The organism is Streptomyces sp. T39 (genome assembly GCF_008042045.1).
Classification (GTDB): Bacteria; Actinomycetota; Actinomycetes; order Streptomycetales; family Streptomycetaceae; genus Streptomyces.
Map to the genome: position 1 here is coordinate 429,015 of NZ_RDBP01000012.1, position 22,713 is coordinate 451,727.

Sequence of the window (22,713 nt, forward strand, 5' to 3'; positions counted from 1 at the left end):
CCGCTGGGCGGCCCGTCCTTTCCCGGCAGGGACCTTCACGTCCGGACGGAGTCTCATCCCGGTTCCCCCTCGCTGTCGCGTCACGTGTGAATGTGACGTGCGAGGAGCCGGGACGGACCGGCCGAAGGGGTTGCGGATGGGTCTCGATGTGGCAACGCGCCGGGTTCTTCCGCCCTGTTCGGGGTGTTCGCGTCCCGAACAGGACCGTCCCCCGGCGCTACGACACGATGTCCTTGCGGGAGAAGTTGCGGAAGGCGAGCGCGAACAGGACCAGCGCGTAGGTGACGGAGACCGAGGCGCCCTTCACCATGCCCGTCCACTCCAGCTGCGGCTGGAGGGCGTCGATCCAGGCGAACTGCCAGTGGGCGGGCAGTACTTCGCGCCAGGCGCCGAGCGCGGTCACCGCGTCCAGCACATTGCCGATGATCGTCAGACCGACGGCTCCGCCGACCGCGCCGAGCGGCGCGTCGGTCTTGGTGGACAGCCAGAACGCGAGCCCGGCGGTCACCAGCTGGGACAGGAAGACGAAGGCGACGACGACGCCGATCCTGCCGAGCGAGTCGGCGGCCGGCAGCGACCCTCCGGTGGGCAGCCGGAGCGGCCCCCACCCGTAGGCCACCGAGCCCGCCACCAGTCCGACCAGCGGCAGCAGGACCATCGCGGCCGCGCTGAAGCCCAGGGCGACCGCGAGCTTGGACCACAGCAGCCGGGTCCGCGGCACGGGCGCGGCCAGCAGATAGCGCAGGGACGACCAGTTCGCCTCGGAGGCGACGGTGTCCCCGTGGAACAGCGCGACCGGCACCACCAGCAGGAAGCCGGCGGAGACGAACAGACAGGTGGCGGCGAAGTTGGCGCCCGACGCCGTCGCCGTGTCCATCAGGTTGATCCGGCCGTTGTCCCGGCTGTCCGGGGATCCGCCGATCGCGAAGGCGGCGATCAGGACGAACGGCAGGGCGGTGAGGATCCCGGCCATCACCAGGGTGCGCCGCCGCTTCAGCTGCCGCACCGCCTCCACGCGCAGGGGCAGGGTGCGGCCCGCCCGGTATCCGGGGGCGGCGTCGGCGAGCCCGGCCGGGGCCTCGTGTACGGGCGCGCTCATGCGGAGCCTCCGATCAGGGTGAGGAACGCGTCCTCCAGGCGGCGGTGCGGCCCGACGCCCGTGACGGGCACGCCGAGACGGACCAGTTCGGCGATGAGCGTGGCGGCGCTCGCGCCGTCCAGCCGGACGAGCAGTCCGTCGCCGGTGCGCTCGGCCGAGCCGATACCGGGCAGCGCGGCGAGCTTCTCCACGACCGGGTCGGCCACCTCGCCGTCGGTGGTGACGAGCAGGATGTCGCCCTCGCCGGTGATCTCGGCCACCGGCCCCGCCTGCACCAGTCGCCCGCGGTCCATGACCACGAGGTGGGTGCAGGACTGCTCCACCTCCGAGAGGAGGTGGCTGGAGACGATGACGGTCCGGCCCCCGGCCGCGTACCGGATCATCACGTCCCGCATCTCGCGGATCTGCGGCGGGTCGAGTCCGTTGGTCGGCTCGTCGAGGATCAGCAGGTCGGGGAGGCCCAGCATGGCCTGGGCGATGGCGAGCCGCTGCCGCATGCCCTGCGAGTACGTGCGGACGGCACGCGCGAGCGCGTCGCCGAGGCCCGCGATCTCCAGTGCCTCGTCCATGTGCGCGTCGCCCGCGGGCCTGCCGGTGGCCTGCCAGTACAGTTCCAGGTTCTCGCGGCCCGAGAGGTGCGGCAGGAAGCCCGCTCCCTCGACGAACGCGCCGACCCGGGAGAGCACCGGCGCCCCGGGACGGATGGCATGGCCGAAGACCCGGATCTCGCCCTCGTCCGGACGGATCAGGCCCATCAGCATGCGCAGGGTCGTGGTCTTGCCCGCTCCGTTGGGGCCGAGGAGACCGAGCACCTGACCCTTCTCGACCCGGAAGGACAGGTCGCGCACGGCGTACCGGTCGGTGGATTTCGCGTACTTCTTGGTGAGTCCGGTGATCTCCAGCGGCACGTCCGCGCGCTCCGGGTCGGGCGCCGGGGCGACGGCACGGCGGCGGGCGGTGACCAGCAGGGCGGCGGCGACGACGACTCCGGCCGCGGGCAGCGCCCAGACCCACCAGGCGAGGCCGGCGGCCTGGGTCCGCACCGACGGGGCGGTCGGGACGGTCAGGGGGCCGTCCGCCGAGACGGTGTAGGTGGCGGGCTCCGCCGGGGAGGCGTAGCCGAGGTCGGTCGCGGACAGGACGAGGCGCAGCCGGTGGCCCGCGTCGGCCTCGTGGTCGACGGCGGGGAGCCGGAGGGTGACCTTCCGGCCCTCGCGGGCGTCCTCGATCCGGACGGGGGCGACGAGTTGCGAGGGCAGCACCTGCCGTCGGCCGTCCGGCGCGACGTCGTAGACCTTGCCGAACAGGACCGCCTCGCCGGTGTCCGACCTCACCGTGACGGTGACCTGCGGTGTTCCGGTGATGCGGGTGGTCTCCGTCAGCGGCGCGGTGGTGAAGGACGCCGACTGGCCCGGGAAGTCGAGGGAGATGCCGACGCCGAGCGAGGACAGGGCGCCCGCCCCGGCGCCCAGACCGGGGACGGAGGAGACGGAGGGCGGGCTGGCGCCGGCCGGGTTGGTGAAGGTCTGCTCGCGGCCGGTCAGGGGGAACTCCCGTGCGCCGCTGTCCAGTCCGGGGTAGCGGTCGGCGGTCGCGCCGCGCAGTTGCGCCCGGCCGTCGGTGGAGTCGACCCCTCCGGTGCGGCTGACGCGGAACGCGGGGCCGGTGTCCGCGCTCTCGTCCTTCTTCAGGTAGCGGTCGAACCAGTCCCCGATGCGGGCCTCGACGCGGTCCGTCTCGCCGTCGCCGCCGTCGTGGCCGCCGGAGATCCAGTCGACGGCGACGGGTGCGCCGCCGGCGGCCACGGCCTTCGCGATGGCGTCCGCGTGGGTGAGGGGGAACAGGGAGTCCGACTGTCCCTGCACGATCAGGGCGGGGACCCGGATCCGGTCGGCCACGGCGGAGGGGCTGCGCTGCTCCAGGAGCCGCCGGGCCTCGGCGTCGGGGCGGCCGGCGACGGCGACGCGCTCGTACATGGCGCACAGCTGCGGCTGGAACCGGCCGCAGCCCGAGGGGTTGCGCGGTGTGGCGCCGGCGCTGCCGGATCCGGTGGCCGCCCCGCCGGCGGGGGCCTGCCCGTCGCCGGGCGCCTCGCCGTCGCGCTGCCCGTCGCCGGGTGTCCCGCCGTCGGAGGGGGGGGCGTCGGTCAGACCGCCGCCGGCCGCCGAGCCGGTCGTGAAGAAGATCCCGGCCCAGAGCTTCTTGTACACACCGTCCGGGAACAGCGCGTCGGCGAGGTTCCAGTACGTGATCCGGGGCGCGATGGCGTCGACCCGATCGTCGTGTCCGGCGCCCAGCAGGGAGATCGCCCCGCCGTACGAGGAGCCGGTGATGCCGACCCGCGGATCGCCCTCCGCGTCCAGTTCGACCTCGGGCCGTTCGGCGAGCCAGTCGATCAGCCGGGAGACGTCCTTGACCTCGTGCGCGGGGTCGTTGAGGCCGATGCGGCCGGTGGAGGCGCCGAAGCCCCGCGCGGACCAGGTCAGTACGGCGTACCCGTCGCGGGCCAGCTTCTCCGCCTGGGCGCGTACGTCGTCCTTGCTGCCGCCGAAACCGTGGCCGATGAGCACGGCGGGCCGCCGCCCTTCGCCGCCCGCGGTGAAGTACGAGGTGTCGATCTCCGCTCCGGGCATGGTGTGCACCCGGTCCTCGCGGTGCACGGCCGGCGTGCCGTCGTCCGCGACGGCCGTCCAGGTGCCCGCTCCGGCGAGGACCGCGAGGGCCGCCGCTCCGGCGAACCATCGGCTCCTCGCGGCGGGCCGGGGAAGTCGGATCTTCATGTCTGAACCCTAAGCGCACCACCTGTGTGCCCTCCGCTGCCGCCAGGCGGAACCGGAAGGCCTTCTGAGGTAGTACGTCCCGCCCGCGGCATACACCAGACGCGGTATCCGGAAGGGGCCGCCCGGAGCCCGCCCGGTGGGCTCCGGCGCCGCACGGCCCGGTACGGCCTGCTCGGAGCCGTCAACCGGCGTGCGCACCAGGGGCCTTGACGCCATCCGCGCCCCTACGGCCGGCCGGGCAGGGCACGTGTGGCGCAGGTCACCTCACGACCCCTGACCGCCGCGGCCGGTCACGGCGCGACGAGACGTCCGAGGAGCTCCGGATCCGCCGGGTACGGCCGTTCCCGGGGCAGCAGCCGAGCAGCCGCGTCCATCTCGCCCACCCGCACCAGCCCGTGGATCTCGCGGGCCAGCCCGGTCACATCGGTGATCGACACCGTCCACTCGTCCGCGTAGCGGCGTGCGGCCTCCCCCGCGAGACCGAGCTGCAGCGACCGGTACGGCAGCGGCGCCAGCGACAGGTCCCTCTCCGGGTCCCACTGCACCCGGGCCGGCGACTGCCGGAGCTCGCGCCGCCACTCCGCGCGGTCGGTGTGGAGGCCGCGCCGGTAGTGGGACAGACAGGCGTGCCGCAGCGCCCAGTCGAAGCCGTCACGCCGGATCTCGACGGCGAGCACCGTCTCCTGGCCGGGCTTGGCCGCCCAGCCGCAGCGGTACATCATCCACAGGAACGACGGCTTGATCCAGGTCATCCGGTCCCGCTTCCAGGCCGCGGGGAAACGGCCCGTCCGGGCGGCCGGACCGCCGAGTTCCGGACGGTAGGCCTGGTAGACGGTGACGGTCTCCTCCGTGTGGCGGGCGCGGATGCGGTACTTCGGCTCGTCGGGCATGACGTACACCCTCCGGCCCCGTGGCCTGCCCACGCCACCGGTTTACCGGCTCCCCGCACGGACGGGGGTGCGTGCCCCTCACCCTGCCGCCGCCCCGGCACGGCCGAGGGGCCGCCCCGGCGGGCGGCCCCTCGGCGGGCGGATCCGGGCGGGATCAGTGGTTGCGGGGGAAGCCCAGGTCGACGCCGGCAGGGGCGTCGGCCGGGTCGGGCCAGCGGGTCGTGACGACCTTGCCGCGGGTGTAGAAGTGCACGCCGTCGTTGCCGTAGATGTGGTGGTCGCCGAAGAGCGAGTCCTTCCAGCCGCCGAAGGAGTGGTAGCCGACGGGCACCGGGATGGGCACGTTGACGCCGACCATGCCCGCCTCGATCTCCAGCTGGAAGCGGCGCGCGGCGCCGCCGTCCCGGGTGAAGATCGCGGTGCCGTTGCCGAACGGCGAGGCGTTGATGAGGGCCACGCCCTCCTCGTAGGTCTCGGCGCGCAGCACGCACAGGACCGGGCCGAAGATCTCGTCGCGGTAGGCGTCGGCGTCGGTGGAGACCTTGTCGAGGAGCGAGAGGCCGATCCAGTGGCCGTCCTCGAAGCCGTCGACCGTGTGACCGGTGCCGTCGAGGACCACGTCGGCACCCTGCGCGGCGGCACCCGCCACGTAGGAGGCGACCTTGTCGCGGTGGGCCCTGGTGATCAGCGGGCCCATCTCGGACGCCGGGTCGTCACCGGGGCCGATGACGATCTTCTCGGCGCGCTCACGGATCTTCCGGACCAGTTCGTCACCGATGGCGCCGACCGCGACGACCGCCGAGATCGCCATGCAGCGCTCGCCGGCCGAGCCGTACGCGGCGGAGACCGCGGCGTCCGCTGCCGCGTCAAGGTCGGCGTCGGGCAGGACCAGCATGTGGTTCTTGGCGCCGCCGAGGGCCTGGACCCGCTTGCCGTGGGCGGAGGCGGTGGTGTGGATGTGGCGCGCGATGGGGGTGGAGCCCACGAAGGAGACGGCGGCGACGTCGGGGTGCTCCAGCAGGGCGTCGACCGCGACCTTGTCGCCGTGGACGACGTTCAGCACGCCGTCGGGCAGCCCGGCCTGCGTGGCCAGCTCGGCCAGCAGGTTGGCGGCCGACGGGTCCTTCTCGCTCGGCTTGAGGACGAAGGTGTTGCCGCAGGCGACGGCCAGCGGGAACATCCACATCGGCACCATGGCGGGGAAGTTGAACGGCGTGATGCCGGCGACGACGCCGAGGGGCTGGCGGATGGCGGCGACGTCGACCCGCTGCGAGACCTGGGTCGACAGCTCGCCCTTGAGCTGGGTGGTGATGCCGCAGGCCAGCTCGACGATCTCCAGGCCGCGGGCGACCTCGCCGAGGGCGTCGGAGTGGACCTTGCCGTGCTCGGCGGTGATCAGGGCCGCGATGTCGTCGCGGTGGGCGTCGAGCAGCGCGCGGTAGCGGAAGAGGATCGCGGTGCGCTGGGCGAGGGACGAGGTGCCCCAGGCCGCGTACGCCTTCTTCGCCGTCGAGACGGCCGTGTCGACCTCGGCCGCCGAGGCGAGCGCGACACGCGTGGTCACGGCGCCCGTGGCCGGGTCGGTGACCGGGCCCCAGTTGCCGGACGCGCCTTCGACGGTCGTGCCACCGATCCAGTGGTTGACGGTCTTCGTCATGGCGAAAAGCTCCTTCGCGTCCTTCAGAGATGGCGGCGTCGGGCGGCGACGTGCCGGTCGTACTCCTCGCGCGCCGTGACCGCCGCCGGGCGGGCCGCGGTCTCGGCCACCGGAACATCCCACCACGCCTGCGCCCCGGGCGGGCCCGACACTGTGTCGGGCATTCCGGTCTCCGTGTAGACACATGTGGGGACGGTCGCCTCCCGTGCCTCGGCCAGGGCTTCCCGCAGGTCACCCACGGTCGTGGCGCGGAGCACCCGCATCCCGAGGGAGGCCGCGTTGGCCGCGAGGTCGACGGGCAGCGGCGCCCCGTCGTACGCCCGGCCGGGGCCGGTGCGCCGCCGGTACGCGGTGCCGAAGCGCTCGCCGCCCACCGTCTCGGACAGTCCGCCGATGGATGCGTAGCCGTGGTTCTGGAGGACGACCAGCCGGATCGGGACGCCCTCCTGGACGGCGGTGACGATCTCGGTCGGGTTCATCAGGTAGGTGCCGTCGCCGACGAGGGCCCACACCGGGCGGCCGGGGGCGGCCATCGCCACGCCGATGGCCGCCGGGATCTCGTAGCCCATGCAGGAGTAGCCGTACTCGACGTGGTACTGATCGGCCGAGCGGGCGCGCCACAGCTTGTGCAGGTCGCCGGGGAGCGACCCGGCCGCGTTGATCAGGATGTCGTCCCCGGTGACCATCTCGTCGAGGAGACCGAGCACCTGGGCCTGGGTGGGTGGCAGCCCGGGGTCGGGGGCCCGGAACGCGGCGGTGACACGCTCCTCCCAGGCGGACTTCTCCTTGCCGTACGCGGCCTCGTAGGCGGCGTCGACGCGGTGGCCGCGGAGCCCTTCGGTGAGACCGCGCAGGGCGGCGCGGGCGTCGGCCACCACGGGCAGCGCCGAGAGCTTGTGGGCGTCGAAGCCGGTGACGTTGATGTTGAGGAAGCGGACGCCGGGGTGCTCGAAGAGGGTTCCGGAGGCCGTGGTGAAGTCCGTGAAGCGGGTGCCGACGCCGATGACCAGGTCGGCGGCGCGGGCGAGACCGTCGGCGGTGGCGGTGCCGGTGTGGCCGATGCCGCCGACGTCGGCGGGATGGTCATGGGGCAGGGACCCCTTGCCCGCCTGGGTGGAGGCCACGGGCACCCCGGTGGCCTCCGCGAACGCGGCCAGCGCGCCTTCGGCCGCGCTGTGGTGCACCCCGCCGCCGGCGACCAGCAGGGGTCTGCGGGCGGCGCGGACCGCGCGCACGGCGTCGGCCAGCACGTCAGGGTCGGGGTGGGGCGCGGTGATCCGCCACACCCGCTCGGCGAAGAACTCCTCCGGCCAGTCGTACGCCTCGGCCTGCACGTCCTGCGGCAGCGCGAGGGTCACCGCGCCGGTCCGCGCCGGATCGGTCAGCACCCGCATAGCCTGGAGCGCGGCCGGGATCAGCGCCTCGGGCCGGGTGACGCGGTCGAAGAAGCGGGACACGGGGCGCAGCGCGTCGTTGACCGACACGTCGCCCGCGTACGGGACCTCCAGCTGCTGGAGGACCGGGTCGGCGGGCCGGGTGGCGAACACGTCCCCGGGCAGGAGCAGCACGGGCAGGTGGTTGACGGTGGCGAGGGCCGCACCGGTGACCAGGTTGGTGGCCCCCGGGCCGATGGAGGTGGTGACGGCGTGGGCGGACAGCCGCCGGGACTGTCGGGCGTATCCGACGGCGGCGTGCACCATGGCCTGTTCGCTGCGGCCCTGCACGAACGGCATCGCGTCGGCGGACTCCAGCAGCGCCTGGCCGATGCCGGCGACGTTGCCGTGGCCGAAGATGCCCCAGGTGGCGGCGATGAGCCGGTGCCGCTCGCCGTCGCGCTCCGTGTGCTGGGCGGCCAGGAAGCGCACCAGGGCCTGGGCGGTGGTGAGGCGTCTCATCGGTAGCCCTTCGTCTCTCCGGTGAGATGGCCGGGGTGGAAGCGGATCAACCACTCGCGGTCGGCGCCCGGTCCCGCCATCACGTTGAGGTAGTACATGGTGTGGCCGGGCTCTGCGACGGAGGGCCCGTGCCAGCCGTCGGGGACGAGGACCACGTCCCCGGTGCGGACCTCGGCGAGCAGGTCGGCGCCGCCGGGGCGGGACGGGGACACCCGCTGGTAGCCCGTGCCGTCCCCGTCGATCTCGAAGTAGTAGATCTCCTCCAGCTCGCTCTCCTGCCCCGGCAGGTGCTCGTCGTGCTTGTGGGGCGGATAGGAGGACCAGTGGCCGCCGGGGGTGAGGACCTCGACGGCGATCAGCCGGTCGCACGCGAAGGAGTCCGCGGCCGCGAAGTTGTGCACCCGCCGGGCCTGCATGCCGCTGCCGCGGGCCTCGACGGGAACCTCCGGCGCGGGGCCGTAGCGAGCGGGGAGTCGACGCTCGCACCTCGCTCCTGCCAGGGCGAAGCGGCCTCCCGCACCGGAGGCGATCAGGGCATGGGCGTCACGCGGCACGTAGGCGAAGTCGCTCACTCCGCCGAACACGCCTTCCCGCCCCTGCAGTTGGAACAACTCGCCGTGCGTCTGCACCGTACAGCCGCCGCTCAGCGGCAGCACGATCCATTCGCTGTCACCGGTGTCCAGCCGGTGCGATCCGCCCGGGGGGAGCTCCAGCACCCGCAGGCCCGCATACCCCCAGCCCGCCCGCTCGGGGCCCATGTCGACGGTGTACGGTCCGCTCGCCGCGCCGCCCGCCGGGACGTGCAGGTCCGGCTTCTCGAAGTCGCTCATACCTCCTGCGTACCCCCTACAGCAGTCCCACGGCCGTATCGACCGCGCCCGCCACGTCGCCGTCGGCCGGATACAGCAGCGCCCGCCCGGCGACCAGCCCCTGGACCGTGGGCAGGCGCAGGGCGGCGCGCCAGCGCTCGTACGCCGTGTCCCGGTCCCCGCCGGTGTCCCCGCCGAGCAGGACGGCGGGCAGGGTGGAGGTCTCCATCACCGTGCGCATGTCGTCCGGGTCCTCGGTCACGGGCACCTTCAGCCAGGTGTAGGCGGAGGTACCGCCGAGTCCGGACGCTATGGCGAGGGAGCGCGCCACGGCCTCGGCGCCCAGATCGTTGCGCAGCAGTCCGTCCCTGCGGTGACAGATGAACGGCTCCACGAAGACGGGAAGCTGACGCTCCGCCATCTCGTCCACGGCGCGGGCCGCCGCGGCGAGGGTGTCGAGGGAGGCCGGGTCGTCGTAGTCGATGCGCAGCAGCAGCTTGCCGGCGTCGAAGCCGAGCCGGTCGAGGTCGCTCGCGCGGTGGCCGGTGAAGCGGTCGTCGAGCTCGAAGGAGGCGCCGGCCAGGCCGCCGCGGTTCATGGAGCCCATGACGACCTTGTCGTCGAGTGCGCCGAGCAGCAGGAGGTCGTCGAGGATGTCGGCGGTGGCGAGGACGCCGTCGACGCCCGGGCGGGACAGGGCGAGGCAGAGCCGTTCCAGCAGGTCGAGGCGGTTGGCCATGGCGTGCGGCCGGTCGCCGACGGCGAACGCGCCGCGGGCCGGGTGGTCGGCCGCGACGATCATCAGGCGGCCGCTGTCGCCGAGCAGGCCGGACCGTCTGCGCCGGCGGCCGGCCGCCTCGGCGACGGCCTCGGGGTGGCGGGTGCGGATTCCGACGAGTTCGCCGATGTCGACGCGGCTCATGACGGTGTCCCGCCGGCGCCGGGGCCGCTCGGGGCCGTGCCGGGCGGTCCGGCGTCCGGCTCCTGCGGCGCGCGGCTGGGGTCCGGCGGGACCGGGCCGCCGGCCAGGACCTGGGCGACCTCGCCCTCCGTGGGCATGGCGGCGGAGCAGGCGAGGCGGGCGGCGACCACGGCGCCCGCCGCGTTGGCGAAGCGCAGTGTCCGCTCCAGGTCCCATCCGGCGAGCAGTCCGTGGCACAGCGCGCCGCCGAAGGCGTCGCCGGCGCCGAGGCCGTTGACCACGTCCACCGGCACCGGCGGGACCTCGGCGCGGGTGCCGTCGCGGTGGGCGGCCAGCACACCCTTGGGCCCCTGCTTGACGACGGCGAGCTCGACGCCCGCGGCGAGCAGCGCGTCGGCGGCGGCGTGCGGTCCGCTCTCACCCGTCGCGACGGCGCACTCCTCCGCGTTGCCGACCGCGACGGTCGTGTGGGCCAGCGCCTGTGCGTAGTGGGCCCTCGCGGTGCCGGGGTCGGACCAGAACATCGGGCGCCAGTCCAGGTCGAAGACGGTGATGCCCGCCTTCGCCCGGTGGGCGAGCGCGGCCAGCGTCGCGGTGCGGCTCGGCTCGGCGCACAGGCCGGTGCCCGTCATCCAGAAGATCCGTGCCCTGCGGATCGGCTCGCGCTCCAGCTCGCTCTCCCTGATCTCCAGATCCGGTGCCTTGGGCTGTCGGTAGAAGTAGAGGGGGAAGTCGTCGGGCGGGAAGATCTCGCAGAAGGTGACGGGCGTCGGATACGCCTCGACCGAGGTCACCCACCGGTCGTCCACGCCGAAGTCCCGCAGGGCGCGGTGGAGATACTCCCCGAACGGGTCCTGGCCGGTGCGGGTGATCACCGCCGTCCGCCGGCCCAGCCGGGCCGCCGCCACCGCGACGTTGGACGGAGAGCCGCCGAGGAACTTCCCGAAGGTGTCGACCCGTTCCAGTGGGACACCGGTGCGCAGCGGATAGAGGTCCACCCCGATCCGGCCCATCGTGACCACGTCGTACGGCTGGGGGGCGTACGGCTGACTCATAGGTGTCCCTTCGGTCAGAGGGTGTCACCAGGTCTAGCCGCCCCCGGCGAACCCTGTCAACATTTTGTCCGGACATTCGGACCAAGCCTTGACACCCTTCTCCGGCGGCCGGAAAGCTGACGGGCATGAGCTCCCCCGTCCCCGCCCACAGCCGTATCCGGGTCGGCTCGGCCCCCGACTCCTGGGGGGTGTGGTTCCCCGACGATCCCCTGCAGGTGCCCTGGCAGCGTTTCCTCGACGAGGTCGCCCGTGCCGGGTACGAGTGGATCGAACTCGGCCCGTACGGCTACCTCCCGAGCGATCCCGTCCGGCTGGCGGAGGAGACGGGGCGGCGCGGACTGAAGGTCTCGGCGGGCACGGTCTTCACCGGCCTGCATCACGGACCCGCCGTCTGGGACGAGACCTGGGCCCATGTCTCGGAGATCGCCGCGCTCACCCGGGCCATGGGCGCGGAACACCTGGTGGTCATCCCGTCGTTCTGGAGGGACGACAGGACGGGCCGGATCCTGGAGGACCGTGTCCTGACCCCCGCGCAGTGGCGCGACCTGACGGAGCAGAGCGAACGGCTGGGCCGTGAGGTGCAGGAGCGCTACGGACTGAGGATCGTCGTCCATCCGCACGCGGACACCCATGTCGACACCGAGGAGAACGTGAGCCGGTTCCTCGACGCGACCGATCCCGACCTGGTCTCGCTGTGCCTGGACACCGGGCACTACGCCTACTGCGGCGGCGACAGTGTCGACCTCATCAAGACCTACGGGGAGCGCATCGGCTACCTGCATCTCAAGCAGGTCGACCCGGCGGTGCTCGCCGAAGTGGTCGCCGGGGAGGTGCCGTTCGGTCCCGCCGTGGGGCGCGGGGTGATGTGCGAGCCGCCGGCCGGGGTGCCCGCCCTGGAGCCCGTCCTCGCGGCTGCTGCCGGCCTCGGGGTCGACCTCTTCGCCATCGTCGAGCAGGACATGTATCCCTGCCCGCCGGACAAGCCCTACCCGATCGCCGAACGCACGCGCGGTTTTCTGCGCTCCTGCGGTATCTGAGGAGAATGCCGCACGTCCGTCACTGTTGTCCCTTCCTCATCACATGTGTCTCCATTACGCGGGCTTTGTGTCACAGACGATCAACAGGGCTGCTCCTGCGCAGGCCCGGCCTCGTTCAACGGGCACAGGCTCAGTGATCGCCAGCGTCACCGCGGCAGCTCCCCCGACGGCATCCCGCCCGCCGCTGCCGCCCGCGCAGGGAGGTGCCATGCATATGACGGACAGACAACTCTGGTCCTACAAGGACATCGCGGCGCACATCAGGGTGCAGCCGGACACGGTCCGCTCGTACCGCAAGCACGGGCTGCTGCCGCCGCCGGACAAGGTGGAGTCCGGGAAGCCGTACTGGTACGCCGACACCATCCGCGTCTGGGTCGCCAACCGGCCGGGCAACAGGGGCCGAAGAGACTGAGACGTGGCCACCGCCACCGCCGCCGCCCTCGCCGGGTGACGGACGGCATCACCGGCGGGGCCGATGGCAGCGGGCGAGGGCCCCCACCTGACAGGTGCGGGGCCCTTGCCGCGCGTGCCGTCCGTGTCGGCACGGGCGCGTGTCAGACCCCGGCCCTGTCCCGGTCCTGCGAAGGCCGCTCCCCGCCCCGGGCCTCCGCTCCGCCGACGCCCTTCTCCGGTGCGTCCGGCGACGCGGACGGCGGTATCGGCCGCGACTCGCCCTCGCTCAGGCCGAACCGCTCGTGGAAGCGCCGCAGCGGCCGGGGCGCCCACCAACTGGCCGGACCCATCAGCTTCATCACCGAGGGCACCAGCAGACTGCGCACCACCATCGCGTCCATCAGCACCGCCAGGGCGATGCCCAGCCCGAGCATCTTGGTGTTCGTCACCCGCGAGGTGCCGATGGCCACCATCACGAGAGCGAGGATCACGGCCGCCGCGGTGATCAGGCCACCGGTGCGCTGGAGCCCGAAGCGGACAGCCCGGTCGTGACTCGCGCCCCGGTCGTGCTCCTCCTTGATCCGGGAGAGCAGGAAGACTCCGTAGTCCATGGAGAGGCCGAAGGCGATGCAGAACATCAGGACGGGCAAGGTCGTCTCGATGTCGCCCGTGGAGGTGAACGACAGCAGCCCGGAGAGGTTGCCGTCCTGGAACACCCACACCAGGGCGCCGAACATCGCGGTGAGGCTGAGCCCGTTGAGCACCACCGCCTGGAGCGGGATGAGCACGCTGCCGGTGAGCAGGAAGACCAGGAAGAGAGTCACCACGACCACGATGCCCAGCGCCAGCGGCAGTCTGTCGGCGATGGCCCCCTTGGAATCCTCCAGGACCGCGGCCCTGCCGGTGACGGAGGTGTCGAACGGGGCCGGCACGTCACGCAGTTCGTGCACGAGGCGCTGCGCCCGCTCCCCGACGGCCTCGCCCTCGGGCACCACGGAGAAGTAGGCGACGGCTCCCGAGGTGACGGGCCCGTCGACCCGGACGACCCCGGGCAGGCCGGCGACCCGGTCCCGGTACTGCGCGTACTGCGCGGCGGTGGGTGCGGGCCCGGCCTCCGAGGCGGGCTCCGCGAGGATCTCCAAGGTGCCGGTCGGGCTGCCGGCGAACCCGTCACGGATCTCCTGCTGCACCACGTGGGACTCCGCGCCGGCGGGCAGCTGACGGTCGTCGGGCGTACCGAACTTCACACCGAGGAACGGCAGCCCGAGCAGTACGAGCGCCCCGATCGTGGTGAAGGCGAAGAGGGGCGCCCGGCGCATCACCAGAGCGGCGAACCTCCCCCAGCCGGCGCCGGGCTCGGCGGGCGCCGCACCCTCGGCACGGGCTCTCCTGCGCCGGAACACCCGGCGCAGGTCCAGTGCGTTGACCCGGTGGCCGAGCAGCATCAGGGCCGCCGGCAGCAGGATCAGCGCCGCACCGGCCGCGAGCAGGACCACCGCGATGCCCGCATAGGCGAAGGACCGCAGGAAGTACTGGGGGAAGACGAGCATCGCGGCCAGCGAGACCGCGACCGTCAGCGCGGAGAAGAGCACCGTGCGGCCGGCCGTGCGCAGTGTCACCCCCACGGCCTCGCGGACCCCGCTGCCGCCGTCGAGCTCCTCGCGGAAGCGGCGCACGATGAACAGGGCGTAGTCGATGGCGAGACCGAGGCCGAGGGCCGTGGTGAGGTTCTGCGCGAAGACGGAGACGTCGGTGAACTCCGTGACGCCCCGCAGCACCGCGTTGGTCCCCAGGATGGCGACGATGCCGACCCCGAGCGGGAGCAGGGCCGCGACGGCGCTGCCGAACACCATGACGAGCAGCACGAGCGTCACCGGCAGGGCGATGAGCTCCGCCCGCAGGAGGTCGTCCTGGATGATCGTCGTCATCTCGTGCTGGACGGCCACGGGGCCGCCGATCGAGACCTCGACCGGGCCGTGCCGTCCGCGCAGACCCGGCGCGATCCTGTCCAGCGTCTCGGATGCGGTCTTCTCGTCGCCCTCGATGCGTGCCGCTATCAGGGCCTGCCTGCCGTCGTCCGACCGCAGGGCGGGTGCCTTGGTCCCCCAGTACGACCCGACGCCGGTGACGCCCCGCTCGGCGGCGAGCCGCCCTGCGAGACGCTCCGCCTCGGCGGCCACGGCCGGGTCGTCGACGCGGCGGGAGCCGGCGTCGACGAACAGGATCAGATTCGGCTGCGAGGCCGGGAAGACGCGCTCGACCTCGCGGGTGGCGTACGTCGACTCGGCGGACGGGTCCGCCCAGCCGCCGCTGCCCATGCGGTCGGCGACACCGCTGCCCGCGAGCACCGCGAGGGCGGTGAGCACCAGGGCGACGAGCAGCGACAGCCGGGGACGCGCGGTGACGAGACGAGTCCACCGCCCGAGCCCGGGCGCCGCCGGGTCCGACGGCCCCGCCCCCTGGTCGGGCCGCGCCGCGGTGCCGGTCGGCGTGTTGACTTCGGACATGGTGCGGTGTCCCCTTCACCGTGATCCGTGCGCTGGCTCCGGGCAGGCGTCACGGCTCGACCATTGCCATAGACTGGCAAACACGAGTCATCACTCGCATTGAGATCAAGAATGCGAGCGAGCACTCGCGTTTGTCAACCATGCCCAGGAAGCCGGGGATTTCACGTGCCGAAGCCGACCAGAGCCGTGGAACGGACGACGACGCCGATATCGGGTGCCACAGGTGCCACACCCACCACCGGGCCGGACGCGGCGCAGGCGCCGCGGGCGACGCGGGCCGCCGCGGCAAGCGTGAGCGGCGGCGTCGCAGGCGCGGGCGCCGCGGTCACGGGCACCGGCACCGGCACCGGCACCGCAGGGTCTGGCGGGGTGGGCGACGCAGGCACGGGCGCGGCGGGCGCGGCACGCGCAAGCGGCGACGCCGCAGGCACGGCAGGCACGGGCAACGCAGGCCCGGGCAACGCAGGCGCGGGCAACGCAGGCCCGGCAGGCGCGAGCGGCGACGCCGCAGGCCCGGCGGGCGCCGCGAGCCCGGGCCGCACAGAGGCCGCGGGCGGCACCGGCAGGGGCGACGCAGAAGCCGCGCGCGACGCAGGAGCGGACGCGGGCGACGCGGAGTCCGGGCCGGCGGCCACCGGGGCCGACGGCGGGGACGGGGCGCGGCCGCGGCGGCGGCAGGCCCGGGGCGAGCGGCGCATCGCGCAGCTGCTCGACGCCGCGGCCAGCGTCTTCTGCTCGACGGGCTACGCCGCGGCCAGCACCAACGCGATCGCCCGCGAGGCGGGTGTCTCCCCGGGCACGCTCTACCAGTTCTTCCCGAACAAGGAGGCGATCGCCTTCGAGCTCGGCGACCGCCTGATGCACCAGTGGCGCCGGTCCCACGGGACCGCGCTCGCGGCCGCCGCCCTCGATCTGCCCCTGGGACAGCTGCTGGACGCCGTCCTCGACCCGCTGATCGCGTTCAACCACGAGAACCCGGCGTTCGCCGTGCTGATGCACGGCCCCGACATCCCCGGCCGCATCACCCAGGAGTTCGACACCGTCCACCAGGGCCTGCTCGCCCGGATCGAGGAGCTCCTCGCCGGCTATCTGCCCGGGACCCCGCCCGCCGAGGTCGCCCGCGTCTCCGCGATGACGTTCGCCATCTTCAAGGCGGGGCTCGACCTGATCGTGGCGCACGAGGGCGCCGAGCGCGTGGCGTACACCGACGAACTGAAGACGGTCATGTTCCGTTACCTCGAGCCCCTTCTCGGCGAGGCGCCCGGCATCTGCTCGCCTTGATACCCCCTAGGGGTATAGAGTCGGAACATGCCGGCCGGGCCCCTCCCGTCCCGGCCTCCACACCCGCACGTTCCGCACCCGAGGAGAACGCGATGTCCACCGAGACGAAGACCCAGCTCGAGACCGTCCAGGGCTCCGGCACCGGCTCCTGCTGCTCGTCCGACGGCGCGTGCCACGACACCGCCGCCGACGGCCCGACCGCCGGCGTGACCACCGTCTACGAGGTCGCCGGCATGACCTGCGGCCACTGCGAGTCCGCCGTGAGCAGCGAGATCTCCGCGATCGACGGCGTCACCTCGGTGCAGGCCGTCGCCGCGACCGGGCAGGTGACCGTGGTGTCCGACGCGCCGCTCGACGAGGCCGCCGTGCGCGACGCCGTCGACGAGGCGGGCTACGAGCTCACCGGCACCGTCTGACCCGCCGCACGGCGCCGCACGGTGCCGACCACGGGCCCGGCCGCCGTTCGCCCGGAGGTTGCCGCGTCCGCGTGACCTGTGTGACAGCAGGGGCGCGATCCGGCCATCCCCGCACTCTCCGGCCACGATCATGAAGAATCTTTACCCACCCTTGGGCTACGCCGCCCCCACACGGGCCCTGCGCGCGTTTCCCCTGCTCAGAGCCTTGATCGCCGATCAGATGACGACCATTTCATCCTCATTTGCGAGGGCCGGGAGCCCGTGGCCCCGCTCCCTGCCGTGACTACAAATAGGTCACAAGACCTTCACATCGAGACCTAGATCACAGATATTTAGGGGTAACCATTCAGGCTCCTCGCGAGTCTTAATGGTCGATGCCGAGAACGTCTTGGGGGACGTTCATGGAATGTCTTGGGGGACGTTCCAGGCAAGCGTTGGCCGGGGCACGTGCCCGGGGAGCTTTGAGCGGCCCTCCCGTGCGTACGTACCCCGGCAGACCGCAGCAGGAGCATCTGCTACCCGCAGACGCCCGGCCCGGATCCCGTGGGGGGAATCCGCTCCGGGGATATGGGAAGCGCCCCGCCTCCGACCCGTGGGGGGATCGGCGGCGGGGCGCTTCTCGCGACCGTGCGGGCGTTCGTCCGGCAGGCGGGACGCCGCGGTCAGCGGGCCTCGACCGGGACGAAGTCGCGCAGGACCTCACCGGTGTAGATCTGGCGCGGACGGCCGATGCGCGAACCGGGCTCCTTGATCATCTCGTGCCACTGGGCGATCCAGCCCGGCAGCCGGCCGAGGGCGAAGAGCACGGTGAACATCTCGGTCGGGAAGCCCATCGCGCGGTAGATGAGACCCGTGTAGAAGTCCACGTTCGGGTAGAGGTTGCGCGAGACGAAGTAGTCGTCGGAGAGCGCGTGCTCCTCCAGCTTGAGCGCGATGTCCAGCAGCTCGTCGGACTTGCCGAGCGCCGACAGCACGTCGTGGGCGGCGGCCTTGATGATCTTGGCGCGCGGGTCGAAGGACTTGTAGACCCGGTGGCCGAAGCCCATCAGGCGGACGCCGTCCTCCTTGTTCTTCACCTTGCGAATGAAGGAGTCGACATCGCCGCCGTTGGCCTGGATGCCTTCCAGCATCTCCAGGACCGACTGGTTGGCGCCGCCGTGCAGCGGGCCCCAGAGGGCGCTGATGCCGGCGGAGATCGAGGCGAACATGTTCGCCTGCGAGGAGCCGACCAGGCGCACGGTGGACGTGGAGCAGTTCTGCTCGTGGTCCGCGTGCAGGATCAGCAGCTTGTCCAGCGCGGAGACGACGACCGGGTCGAGCTCGTACTCCTGGGCGGGGACCGAGAAGGTCATGCGCAGGAAGTTCTCGACGTACCCGAGGTCGTTGCGCGGGTAGACGAAGGGATGGCCGATCGACTTCTTGTACGCGTAGGCCGCGATCGTCGGAAGCTTGGCGAGCAGCCGGATCGTCGACAGGTGGCGCTGCTTCTCGTCGAACGGGTTGTGGCTGTCCTGGTAGAACGTGGACAGCGCGCTGACCACGGAGGAGAGCATGGCCATCGGGTGGGCGTCGCGCGGGAAGCCCTGGAAGAAGCGCTTGACGTCCTCGTGCAGCAGGGTGTGCTGCGTGATCTCGTTCTTGAACGTCGCGAGCTCGTCGACGGTCGGGAGCTCACCGTTGATCAGCAGGGACGCCACCTCGAGGAAGGTGGACCGCTCCGCCAGCTGCTCGATCGGGTAGCCGCGGTAGCGCAGGATGCCCTGCTCGCCGTCGAGGTAGGTGATCGCGGATTTGTAGGCGGCGGTATTGCCGTATCCACTGTCCAGGGTCACCAGACCGGTCTGGGCTCGGAGCTTCCCGATGTCGAAGCCCTGGTCGCCGACGGTGCTCTCGACCACCGGGTAGGTGTATTCACCGTCCGCGTACCGCAGTACTACAGAGTTGTCGCTCACGTCATCCCTCACCGACGTAGTGCCTCTACTTCGAGGTGCCCTGACTGTCTCTACCATCCCCCATTTGGCTCAGGAGAGTGCACTCGGGGTCGCCATTGGGCTCGCCGACGGCACTCAGTGCCGCCAACCTGCTCATCTTGCCCCCTTCGCCCTGGTTCTGAAAGCCGGGGTGGGGTGCGGGTGGTGTTTCCCGCCCTGTTTCCCGCCCCACGGCGTGCGAACCGGGCCGGACCCGGGCCCCGCCTCAGCCCAGACGGTGGTCCAGCGCGGTGAAGCGCCGGCCGGCGGACACCGTGCGCACCGCCTGGCCTATCGCCTTGCGGGAGCCGACCAGGACCACGAGCCTCTTGGCCCGGGTGACGGCCGTGTAGAGCAGATTGCGCTGGAGCATCATCCAGGCGCCGGTGGTGACCGGGATCACCACGGCCGGGTACTCGCTGCCCTGGGAGCGGTGGATGGTGACCGCGTACGCGTGGGCCAGCTCGTCCAGCTCGTCGAAGTCGTAGCCGATCTCCTCGTCCTCGTCGGTGAGCACCGTCAGCCGCTGGTCGTCGGGGTGGAGGGCGGTCACCACGCCCACCGTGCCGTTGAAGACGCCGTTGCGGCCCTTGTCGTAGTTGTTGCGGATCTGGGTGACCTTGTCGCCGACGCGGAAGACCCGCCCGCCGAACCGCTTCTCCGGCAGGTCGGGCCGGGCCGGGGTGATGGCCTGCTGGAGCAGGCCGTTGAGCGTGCCCGCGCCGGCCGGGCCGCGGTGCATAGGCGCCAGCACCTGCACGTCGCGTCGCGGGTCGAGTCCGAAGCGGGCCGGGATCCGGCGGGCGGCGACGTCGACGGTCAGCCGGCCGGCCTCCTCGGTCTCCTCCTCCACGAAGAGGAAGAAGTCCTTCAGCCCGGTGGTGAGGGGCTGTTGGCCGGAGTTGATCCGGTGGGCGTTGGTCACCACGCCCGACTCCTGCGCCTGGCGGAAGATCCGGGTCAGCCGCACGCTCGGCACGGGGCCGCCCGGGGCGAGGAGATCGCGCAGCACCTCCCCCGCGCCGACGCTCGGCAACTGGTCCACGTCGCCCACCAGAAGCAGGTGCGCGCCCATCGCCACGGCCTTGATCAGCTTGTTGGCGAGGAGCAGGTCGAGCATGGACGCCTCGTCGACGACGACCAGATCCGCGTCGAGCGGCCGGTCCCGGTCGTACGCCGCGTCGCCGCCCGGCTTCAGCTCCAGCAGCCGGTGCACCGTGGACGCCTCGGCGCCCGTCAGCTCGGCCAGCCGCTTGGCCGCCCGCCCGGTGGGCGCCGCGAGCACCACCTTGGCCTTCTTGGCCCGCGCCAGCTCCACGATGGACCGGACGGTGAACGACTTGCCGCAGCCCGGGCCTCCGGTGAGGACCGCGACCTTGCTGGTCAGCGCCAGCTTGACCGCGGCCTCCTGCTCGGGGGCCAGCTCCGCCCCCGTGCGCTGCGCGAGCCAGGCGAGGGCCTTGTCCCACGCGACGTCCCGGAAGGCGGGCATCCGGTCCTCGTCGGCCCGCAGCAGCCGCCTCAGCTGCCCGGCGAGGGAGAGCTCCGCACGGTGGAACGGCACCAGGTAGACCGCCGTGACGGGCTCCCCGCCGTCCGGTCCGGGCACCTGCTCCCTGACCACGCCCTCGTCGTCCGCGGCGAGCTCGGCGAGGCACTCGATGACCAGGCCGGTGTCGACCTGGAGCAGCTTCACGGAGTCCGAGATGAGCTGCTCCTCGGGCAGGAAGCAGTGCCCCTGGTCGGTGGACTGGGAGAGGGCGTACTGCATACCGGCCTTGACCCGTTCGGGGCTGTCGTGGGGTATGCCGACGGCCTGGGCGATCCGGTCGGCGGTCAGGAAGCCGATGCCCCACACGTCGGCGGCGAGCCGGTAGGGCTGGTTCTTCACGACGGAGATCGAGGCGTCCTCGTACTTCTTGTAGATCCGGACCGCGATGGAGGTCGAGACGCCGACGCCCTGGAGGAAGACCATGACCTCCTTGATGGCCTTCTGCTCCTCCCAGGCCGCCCCGATCAGCTTGGTGCGCTTGGGCCCGAGGCCGGGGACCTCGACGAGCCGCTTCGGCTCCTGCTCGATGACGTCGAGGGTGTCGGTGCCGAAGTGGTCCACGATCCGCTCGGCGATCTTCGGACCGATCCCCTTGATCAGCCCGGAGCCGAGATAGCGGCGTATGCCCTGGATGGTCGCGGGGAGAATTGTCGTGTAATTGTCCACGGTGAACTGTTTGCCGTATTGCGGATGGGAGCCCCAACGGCCCTCCATCCGCAGCGACTCGCCCACCTGCGCGCCGAGCAGCGATCCGACGACGGTCAGCAACTCGCCCGCGCCGCGGCCCGTGTCGACGCGGGCGACCGTGTAGCCGTTGTCCTCGTTGGCGTAGGTGATCCGTTCGAGCACGCCTTCGAGCACGGCGGGGGTGAAGCCCGGGGCGGGCGCACCCGCCCGGGCGGTGGCCGGTTTGGACATGACCCGACGGTATCCCCCGGCAAGGACATCCCGTGCGGCCTGTGGACAACTCCCGGTGGCCGCCCGCCCGTGGACGGGCGGCCGGTCCCGCTCACGCGCCGGGCAGTGCCGCGTGCTCCTCCCCGGGGGCGGGGGCCGGGGCGCCCTCGTCGCGCCGCGCCGCCGCCACCGCGACCGCCGCGCACAGGGCGCAGGCCGCTCCGGTGAGCCACAGCACGACATAGGCCCGCTCACCGGGCGCCCCGCCGCCCGGCAGGGGCAGCGAGCCGAGGACGGTCGCGAACACACCCCCCGCGACCGCGCCGCCGAGCGTCTTCACGTTGTTGTAGACGGCGGTCGCGATCCCCGAGCGGGACACCTCGCTCGCCTCGACGATCACCGTCGGCATGGCCCCCAGCGCCAGGCCGACGGCGCATCCGAGAAACGCGTAGGTGACCGACATGTGCCACCACACGTCGTGCAGCAGGGCGAACGAGCAGAACGACAGGGCGACGACGGTGAACGCACCGACCAGCGAGGCGCGGTAGCCGAAGCGGGCGGCGATCCGATCGGTGAGCAGCGAGCCCACGACGCTGGACACCGCGCCGGGCAGGGCCATCAGGGAGATGGCGAGCGCGCTCAGGGCGAAGCCGTAGCCCGTCTCGTCCGGGTCCGCCGCCCAGAAGGTGCTGTTGGGTGCCTGGCTGCCGAAGAAGAACACGCCGAACAGGAATGCCGCGCCGTAGAACGGCGCCGACTGCCGCCCGCGCATGGCCCGCAGGTCCAGCAGGGGCTCGGCGGAACGCAGTTCGACGGCGGCGAAGGCGGCGAGCAGCGCCGCACCCACCGCCAGCGGAACGAGGACGGAGGCGGTGGACCAGCCGTGTTCCTCGGCCGAGGAGACGCCGAGCAGCAGGGAGATCATCGCCGTGCCGAGCAGCAGGAGGCCGGGCAGGTCGATCCGCCCGCCGGACGGCCGCCGGCTCTCCGGGATGCGCAGAAAGGCGACGGGCACACAGACGGCGGCGAGCGCGGCGGGCAGCAGCAGGGTCAGCCGGATGTCGCCGAGGACGGCGTCGGCGGCCCCCATGAGCACCCCGCCGATCAGCGAACCGACGGTCAGCGCGCCCACCAGCAGGGCGATGGCGCGCCGGGCGGCCTCCACGGGGAGGCGGTCGCGGACGAGCGCGATCTCCAGCGGCAGCAGGGCGGCGAGGGGGCCCTGGAGCACCCGGCCGAGGAGCAGCACCTCGAACGAGGGCGCGAGTGCCACCAGCAGGGTCCCCGCGGCCACGGAGACCAGGCAGACCCGCAGCAGGCGACGGTGCCCGTGGAGGTCGCCGAGCCGTCCGAAGGCCGGTACGCAGACGGCCGCGGCCAGCAACTGGACGGCGATCACCCACGAGAGGTCCGAGTCCGTGACGCCGAGCCGGTCGCCGATCCTCGGGAGCAGCGGCACCATGCCCATCTGGAGGAAGCCGCTCATCACCTCGAAGAGGACGAGCAGTCCGACGACCGTCCGCACCGGCGGGGTGGGGGCGCCCGGGGGGCGG

15 protein-coding genes and 1 pseudogene are annotated in these 22,713 nt (G+C 72.6%); 4 read left to right on the forward strand and 12 right to left on the reverse strand.

Annotation, left to right across the window (positions count from 1 at the left end; all coding sequences use genetic code 11):
• Positions 1-217: 217 nt before the first annotated feature.
• The 8 genes from EAO77_RS02800 to iolC all read right to left on the reverse strand — a co-directional run bounded on the left by EAO77_RS02800 (position 218) and on the right by iolC (position 11,107).
• The gene (locus tag EAO77_RS02800) at positions 218-1,099 is read right to left on the reverse strand and encodes an ABC transporter permease (protein WP_147986547.1); all 882 of its coding nucleotides are present in this window, start codon (positions 1,097-1,099) and stop codon (positions 218-220) included.
• Positions 1,096-3,879, reverse strand: coding sequence for an alpha/beta fold hydrolase (locus EAO77_RS02805; protein WP_147986548.1), 2,784 nt, complete (start codon positions 3,877-3,879; stop codon positions 1,096-1,098). Before EAO77_RS02805 ends, EAO77_RS02800 begins: the two co-directional genes overlap by 4 nt.
• Before the next feature lie 290 nt (positions 3,880-4,169).
• Positions 4,170-4,769, reverse strand: coding sequence for a DUF4291 domain-containing protein (locus EAO77_RS02810; RefSeq protein ID WP_147986549.1), 600 nt, complete (start codon positions 4,767-4,769; stop codon positions 4,170-4,172).
• Between the two features lie 154 nt (positions 4,770-4,923).
• Positions 4,924-6,426 carry a CoA-acylating methylmalonate-semialdehyde dehydrogenase gene (locus tag EAO77_RS02815; RefSeq protein WP_147986550.1) on the reverse strand — a complete coding sequence of 501 codons (1,503 nt, stop codon included), beginning with the start codon at positions 6,424-6,426 and terminating at the stop codon, positions 4,924-4,926.
• 23 nt (positions 6,427-6,449) lie between these two features.
• Positions 6,450-8,321 (reverse strand): 3D-(3,5/4)-trihydroxycyclohexane-1,2-dione acylhydrolase (decyclizing), encoded by a 1,872-nt coding sequence (iolD, locus tag EAO77_RS02820; protein ID WP_147986551.1) that lies wholly within the window; start codon positions 8,319-8,321, stop codon positions 6,450-6,452.
• Complete coding sequence (gene iolB, locus EAO77_RS02825; RefSeq protein WP_147986552.1) at positions 8,318-9,151, reverse strand: 5-deoxy-glucuronate isomerase; 834 nt, start codon at positions 9,149-9,151, stop codon at positions 8,318-8,320. Before iolB ends, iolD begins: the two co-directional genes overlap by 4 nt.
• A 16-nt stretch (positions 9,152-9,167) precedes the next feature.
• Positions 9,168-10,052: a deoxyribose-phosphate aldolase gene (locus tag EAO77_RS02830; protein WP_147986553.1), complete on the reverse strand. Its 885-nt coding sequence runs from the start codon at positions 10,050-10,052 to the stop codon at positions 9,168-9,170.
• Entirely contained in the window at positions 10,049-11,107 is a 1,059-nt protein-coding gene (iolC, locus tag EAO77_RS02835) for a 5-dehydro-2-deoxygluconokinase (protein ID WP_147986554.1), read from the reverse strand. Before iolC ends, EAO77_RS02830 begins: the two co-directional genes overlap by 4 nt.
• Before the next feature lie 125 nt (positions 11,108-11,232).
• Between iolC and EAO77_RS02840 the strand changes: the two genes are divergently transcribed.
• Positions 11,233-12,144, forward strand: coding sequence for a sugar phosphate isomerase/epimerase family protein (locus EAO77_RS02840; RefSeq protein WP_147986555.1), 912 nt, complete (start codon positions 11,233-11,235; stop codon positions 12,142-12,144).
• A gap of 214 nt (positions 12,145-12,358) precedes the next feature.
• Positions 12,359-12,556, forward strand: a complete 198-nt coding sequence (locus EAO77_RS02845; protein ID WP_147986556.1) for a helix-turn-helix transcriptional regulator — start codon at positions 12,359-12,361, stop codon at positions 12,554-12,556.
• A gap of 142 nt (positions 12,557-12,698) precedes the next feature.
• On the opposite strand, the gene EAO77_RS02850 is transcribed toward EAO77_RS02845, so the two are convergent.
• Positions 12,699-15,044, reverse strand: coding sequence for an MMPL family transporter (locus EAO77_RS02850; protein WP_147986557.1), 2,346 nt, complete (start codon positions 15,042-15,044; stop codon positions 12,699-12,701).
• A gap of 573 nt (positions 15,045-15,617) precedes the next feature.
• Here EAO77_RS02850 and EAO77_RS39715 point away from each other — a divergent pair.
• Positions 15,618-16,325 (forward strand): annotated as a pseudogene (locus EAO77_RS39715) (TetR family transcriptional regulator); the annotation flags it as partial.
• Positions 16,326-16,417: 92 nt separating this feature from the next.
• Positions 16,418-16,741: a heavy-metal-associated domain-containing protein gene (locus EAO77_RS02860; protein WP_147986558.1), complete on the forward strand. Its 324-nt coding sequence runs from the start codon at positions 16,418-16,420 to the stop codon at positions 16,739-16,741.
• Positions 16,742-17,403: 662 nt separating this feature from the next.
• On the opposite strand, the gene EAO77_RS02865 is transcribed toward EAO77_RS02860, so the two are convergent.
• From EAO77_RS02865 to EAO77_RS02875, 3 genes are all read right to left on the reverse strand, one after another.
• Positions 17,404-18,693 carry a citrate synthase gene (locus tag EAO77_RS02865; RefSeq protein ID WP_147986559.1) on the reverse strand — a complete coding sequence of 430 codons (1,290 nt, stop codon included), beginning with the start codon at positions 18,691-18,693 and terminating at the stop codon, positions 17,404-17,406.
• A 244-nt stretch (positions 18,694-18,937) separates the two neighbouring features.
• Positions 18,938-21,181 carry an ATP-dependent RecD-like DNA helicase gene (locus EAO77_RS02870; protein WP_147986560.1) on the reverse strand — a complete coding sequence of 748 codons (2,244 nt, stop codon included), beginning with the start codon at positions 21,179-21,181 and terminating at the stop codon, positions 18,938-18,940.
• Between the two features lie 91 nt (positions 21,182-21,272).
• Positions 21,273-22,685 (reverse strand): MFS transporter, encoded by a 1,413-nt coding sequence (locus EAO77_RS02875; protein WP_261993778.1) that lies wholly within the window; start codon positions 22,683-22,685, stop codon positions 21,273-21,275.
• Positions 22,686-22,713: the final 28 nt, after the last annotated feature.

Excerpts from the sequence above, each read along its gene's own strand:
- EAO77_RS02800 (WP_147986547.1), bottom strand. The coding sequence starts at position 1,099 with ATGAGCGCGCCCGTACACGAGGCCCCGGCCGGGCTCGCCGACGCCGCC.
- EAO77_RS02805 (WP_147986548.1), bottom strand. The coding sequence starts at position 3,879 with ATGAAGATCCGACTTCCCCGGCCCGCCGCGAGGAGCCGATGGTTCGCC.
- EAO77_RS02810 (WP_147986549.1), bottom strand. The coding sequence starts at position 4,769 with ATGCCCGACGAGCCGAAGTACCGCATCCGCGCCCGCCACACGGAGGAG.
- EAO77_RS02815 (WP_147986550.1), bottom strand. The coding sequence starts at position 6,426 with ATGACGAAGACCGTCAACCACTGGATCGGTGGCACGACCGTCGAAGGC.
- iolD (WP_147986551.1), bottom strand. The coding sequence starts at position 8,321 with ATGAGACGCCTCACCACCGCCCAGGCCCTGGTGCGCTTCCTGGCCGCC.
- iolB (WP_147986552.1), bottom strand. The coding sequence starts at position 9,151 with ATGAGCGACTTCGAGAAGCCGGACCTGCACGTCCCGGCGGGCGGCGCG.
- EAO77_RS02830 (WP_147986553.1), bottom strand. The coding sequence starts at position 10,052 with ATGAGCCGCGTCGACATCGGCGAACTCGTCGGAATCCGCACCCGCCAC.
- iolC (WP_147986554.1), bottom strand. The coding sequence starts at position 11,107 with ATGAGTCAGCCGTACGCCCCCCAGCCGTACGACGTGGTCACGATGGGC.
- EAO77_RS02840 (WP_147986555.1), top strand. The coding sequence starts at position 11,233 with ATGAGCTCCCCCGTCCCCGCCCACAGCCGTATCCGGGTCGGCTCGGCC.
- EAO77_RS02845 (WP_147986556.1), top strand. The coding sequence starts at position 12,359 with ATGACGGACAGACAACTCTGGTCCTACAAGGACATCGCGGCGCACATC.
- EAO77_RS02850 (WP_147986557.1), bottom strand. The coding sequence starts at position 15,044 with ATGTCCGAAGTCAACACGCCGACCGGCACCGCGGCGCGGCCCGACCAG.
- EAO77_RS02860 (WP_147986558.1), top strand. The coding sequence starts at position 16,418 with ATGTCCACCGAGACGAAGACCCAGCTCGAGACCGTCCAGGGCTCCGGC.
- EAO77_RS02870 (WP_147986560.1), bottom strand. The coding sequence starts at position 21,181 with ATGTCCAAACCGGCCACCGCCCGGGCGGGTGCGCCCGCCCCGGGCTTC.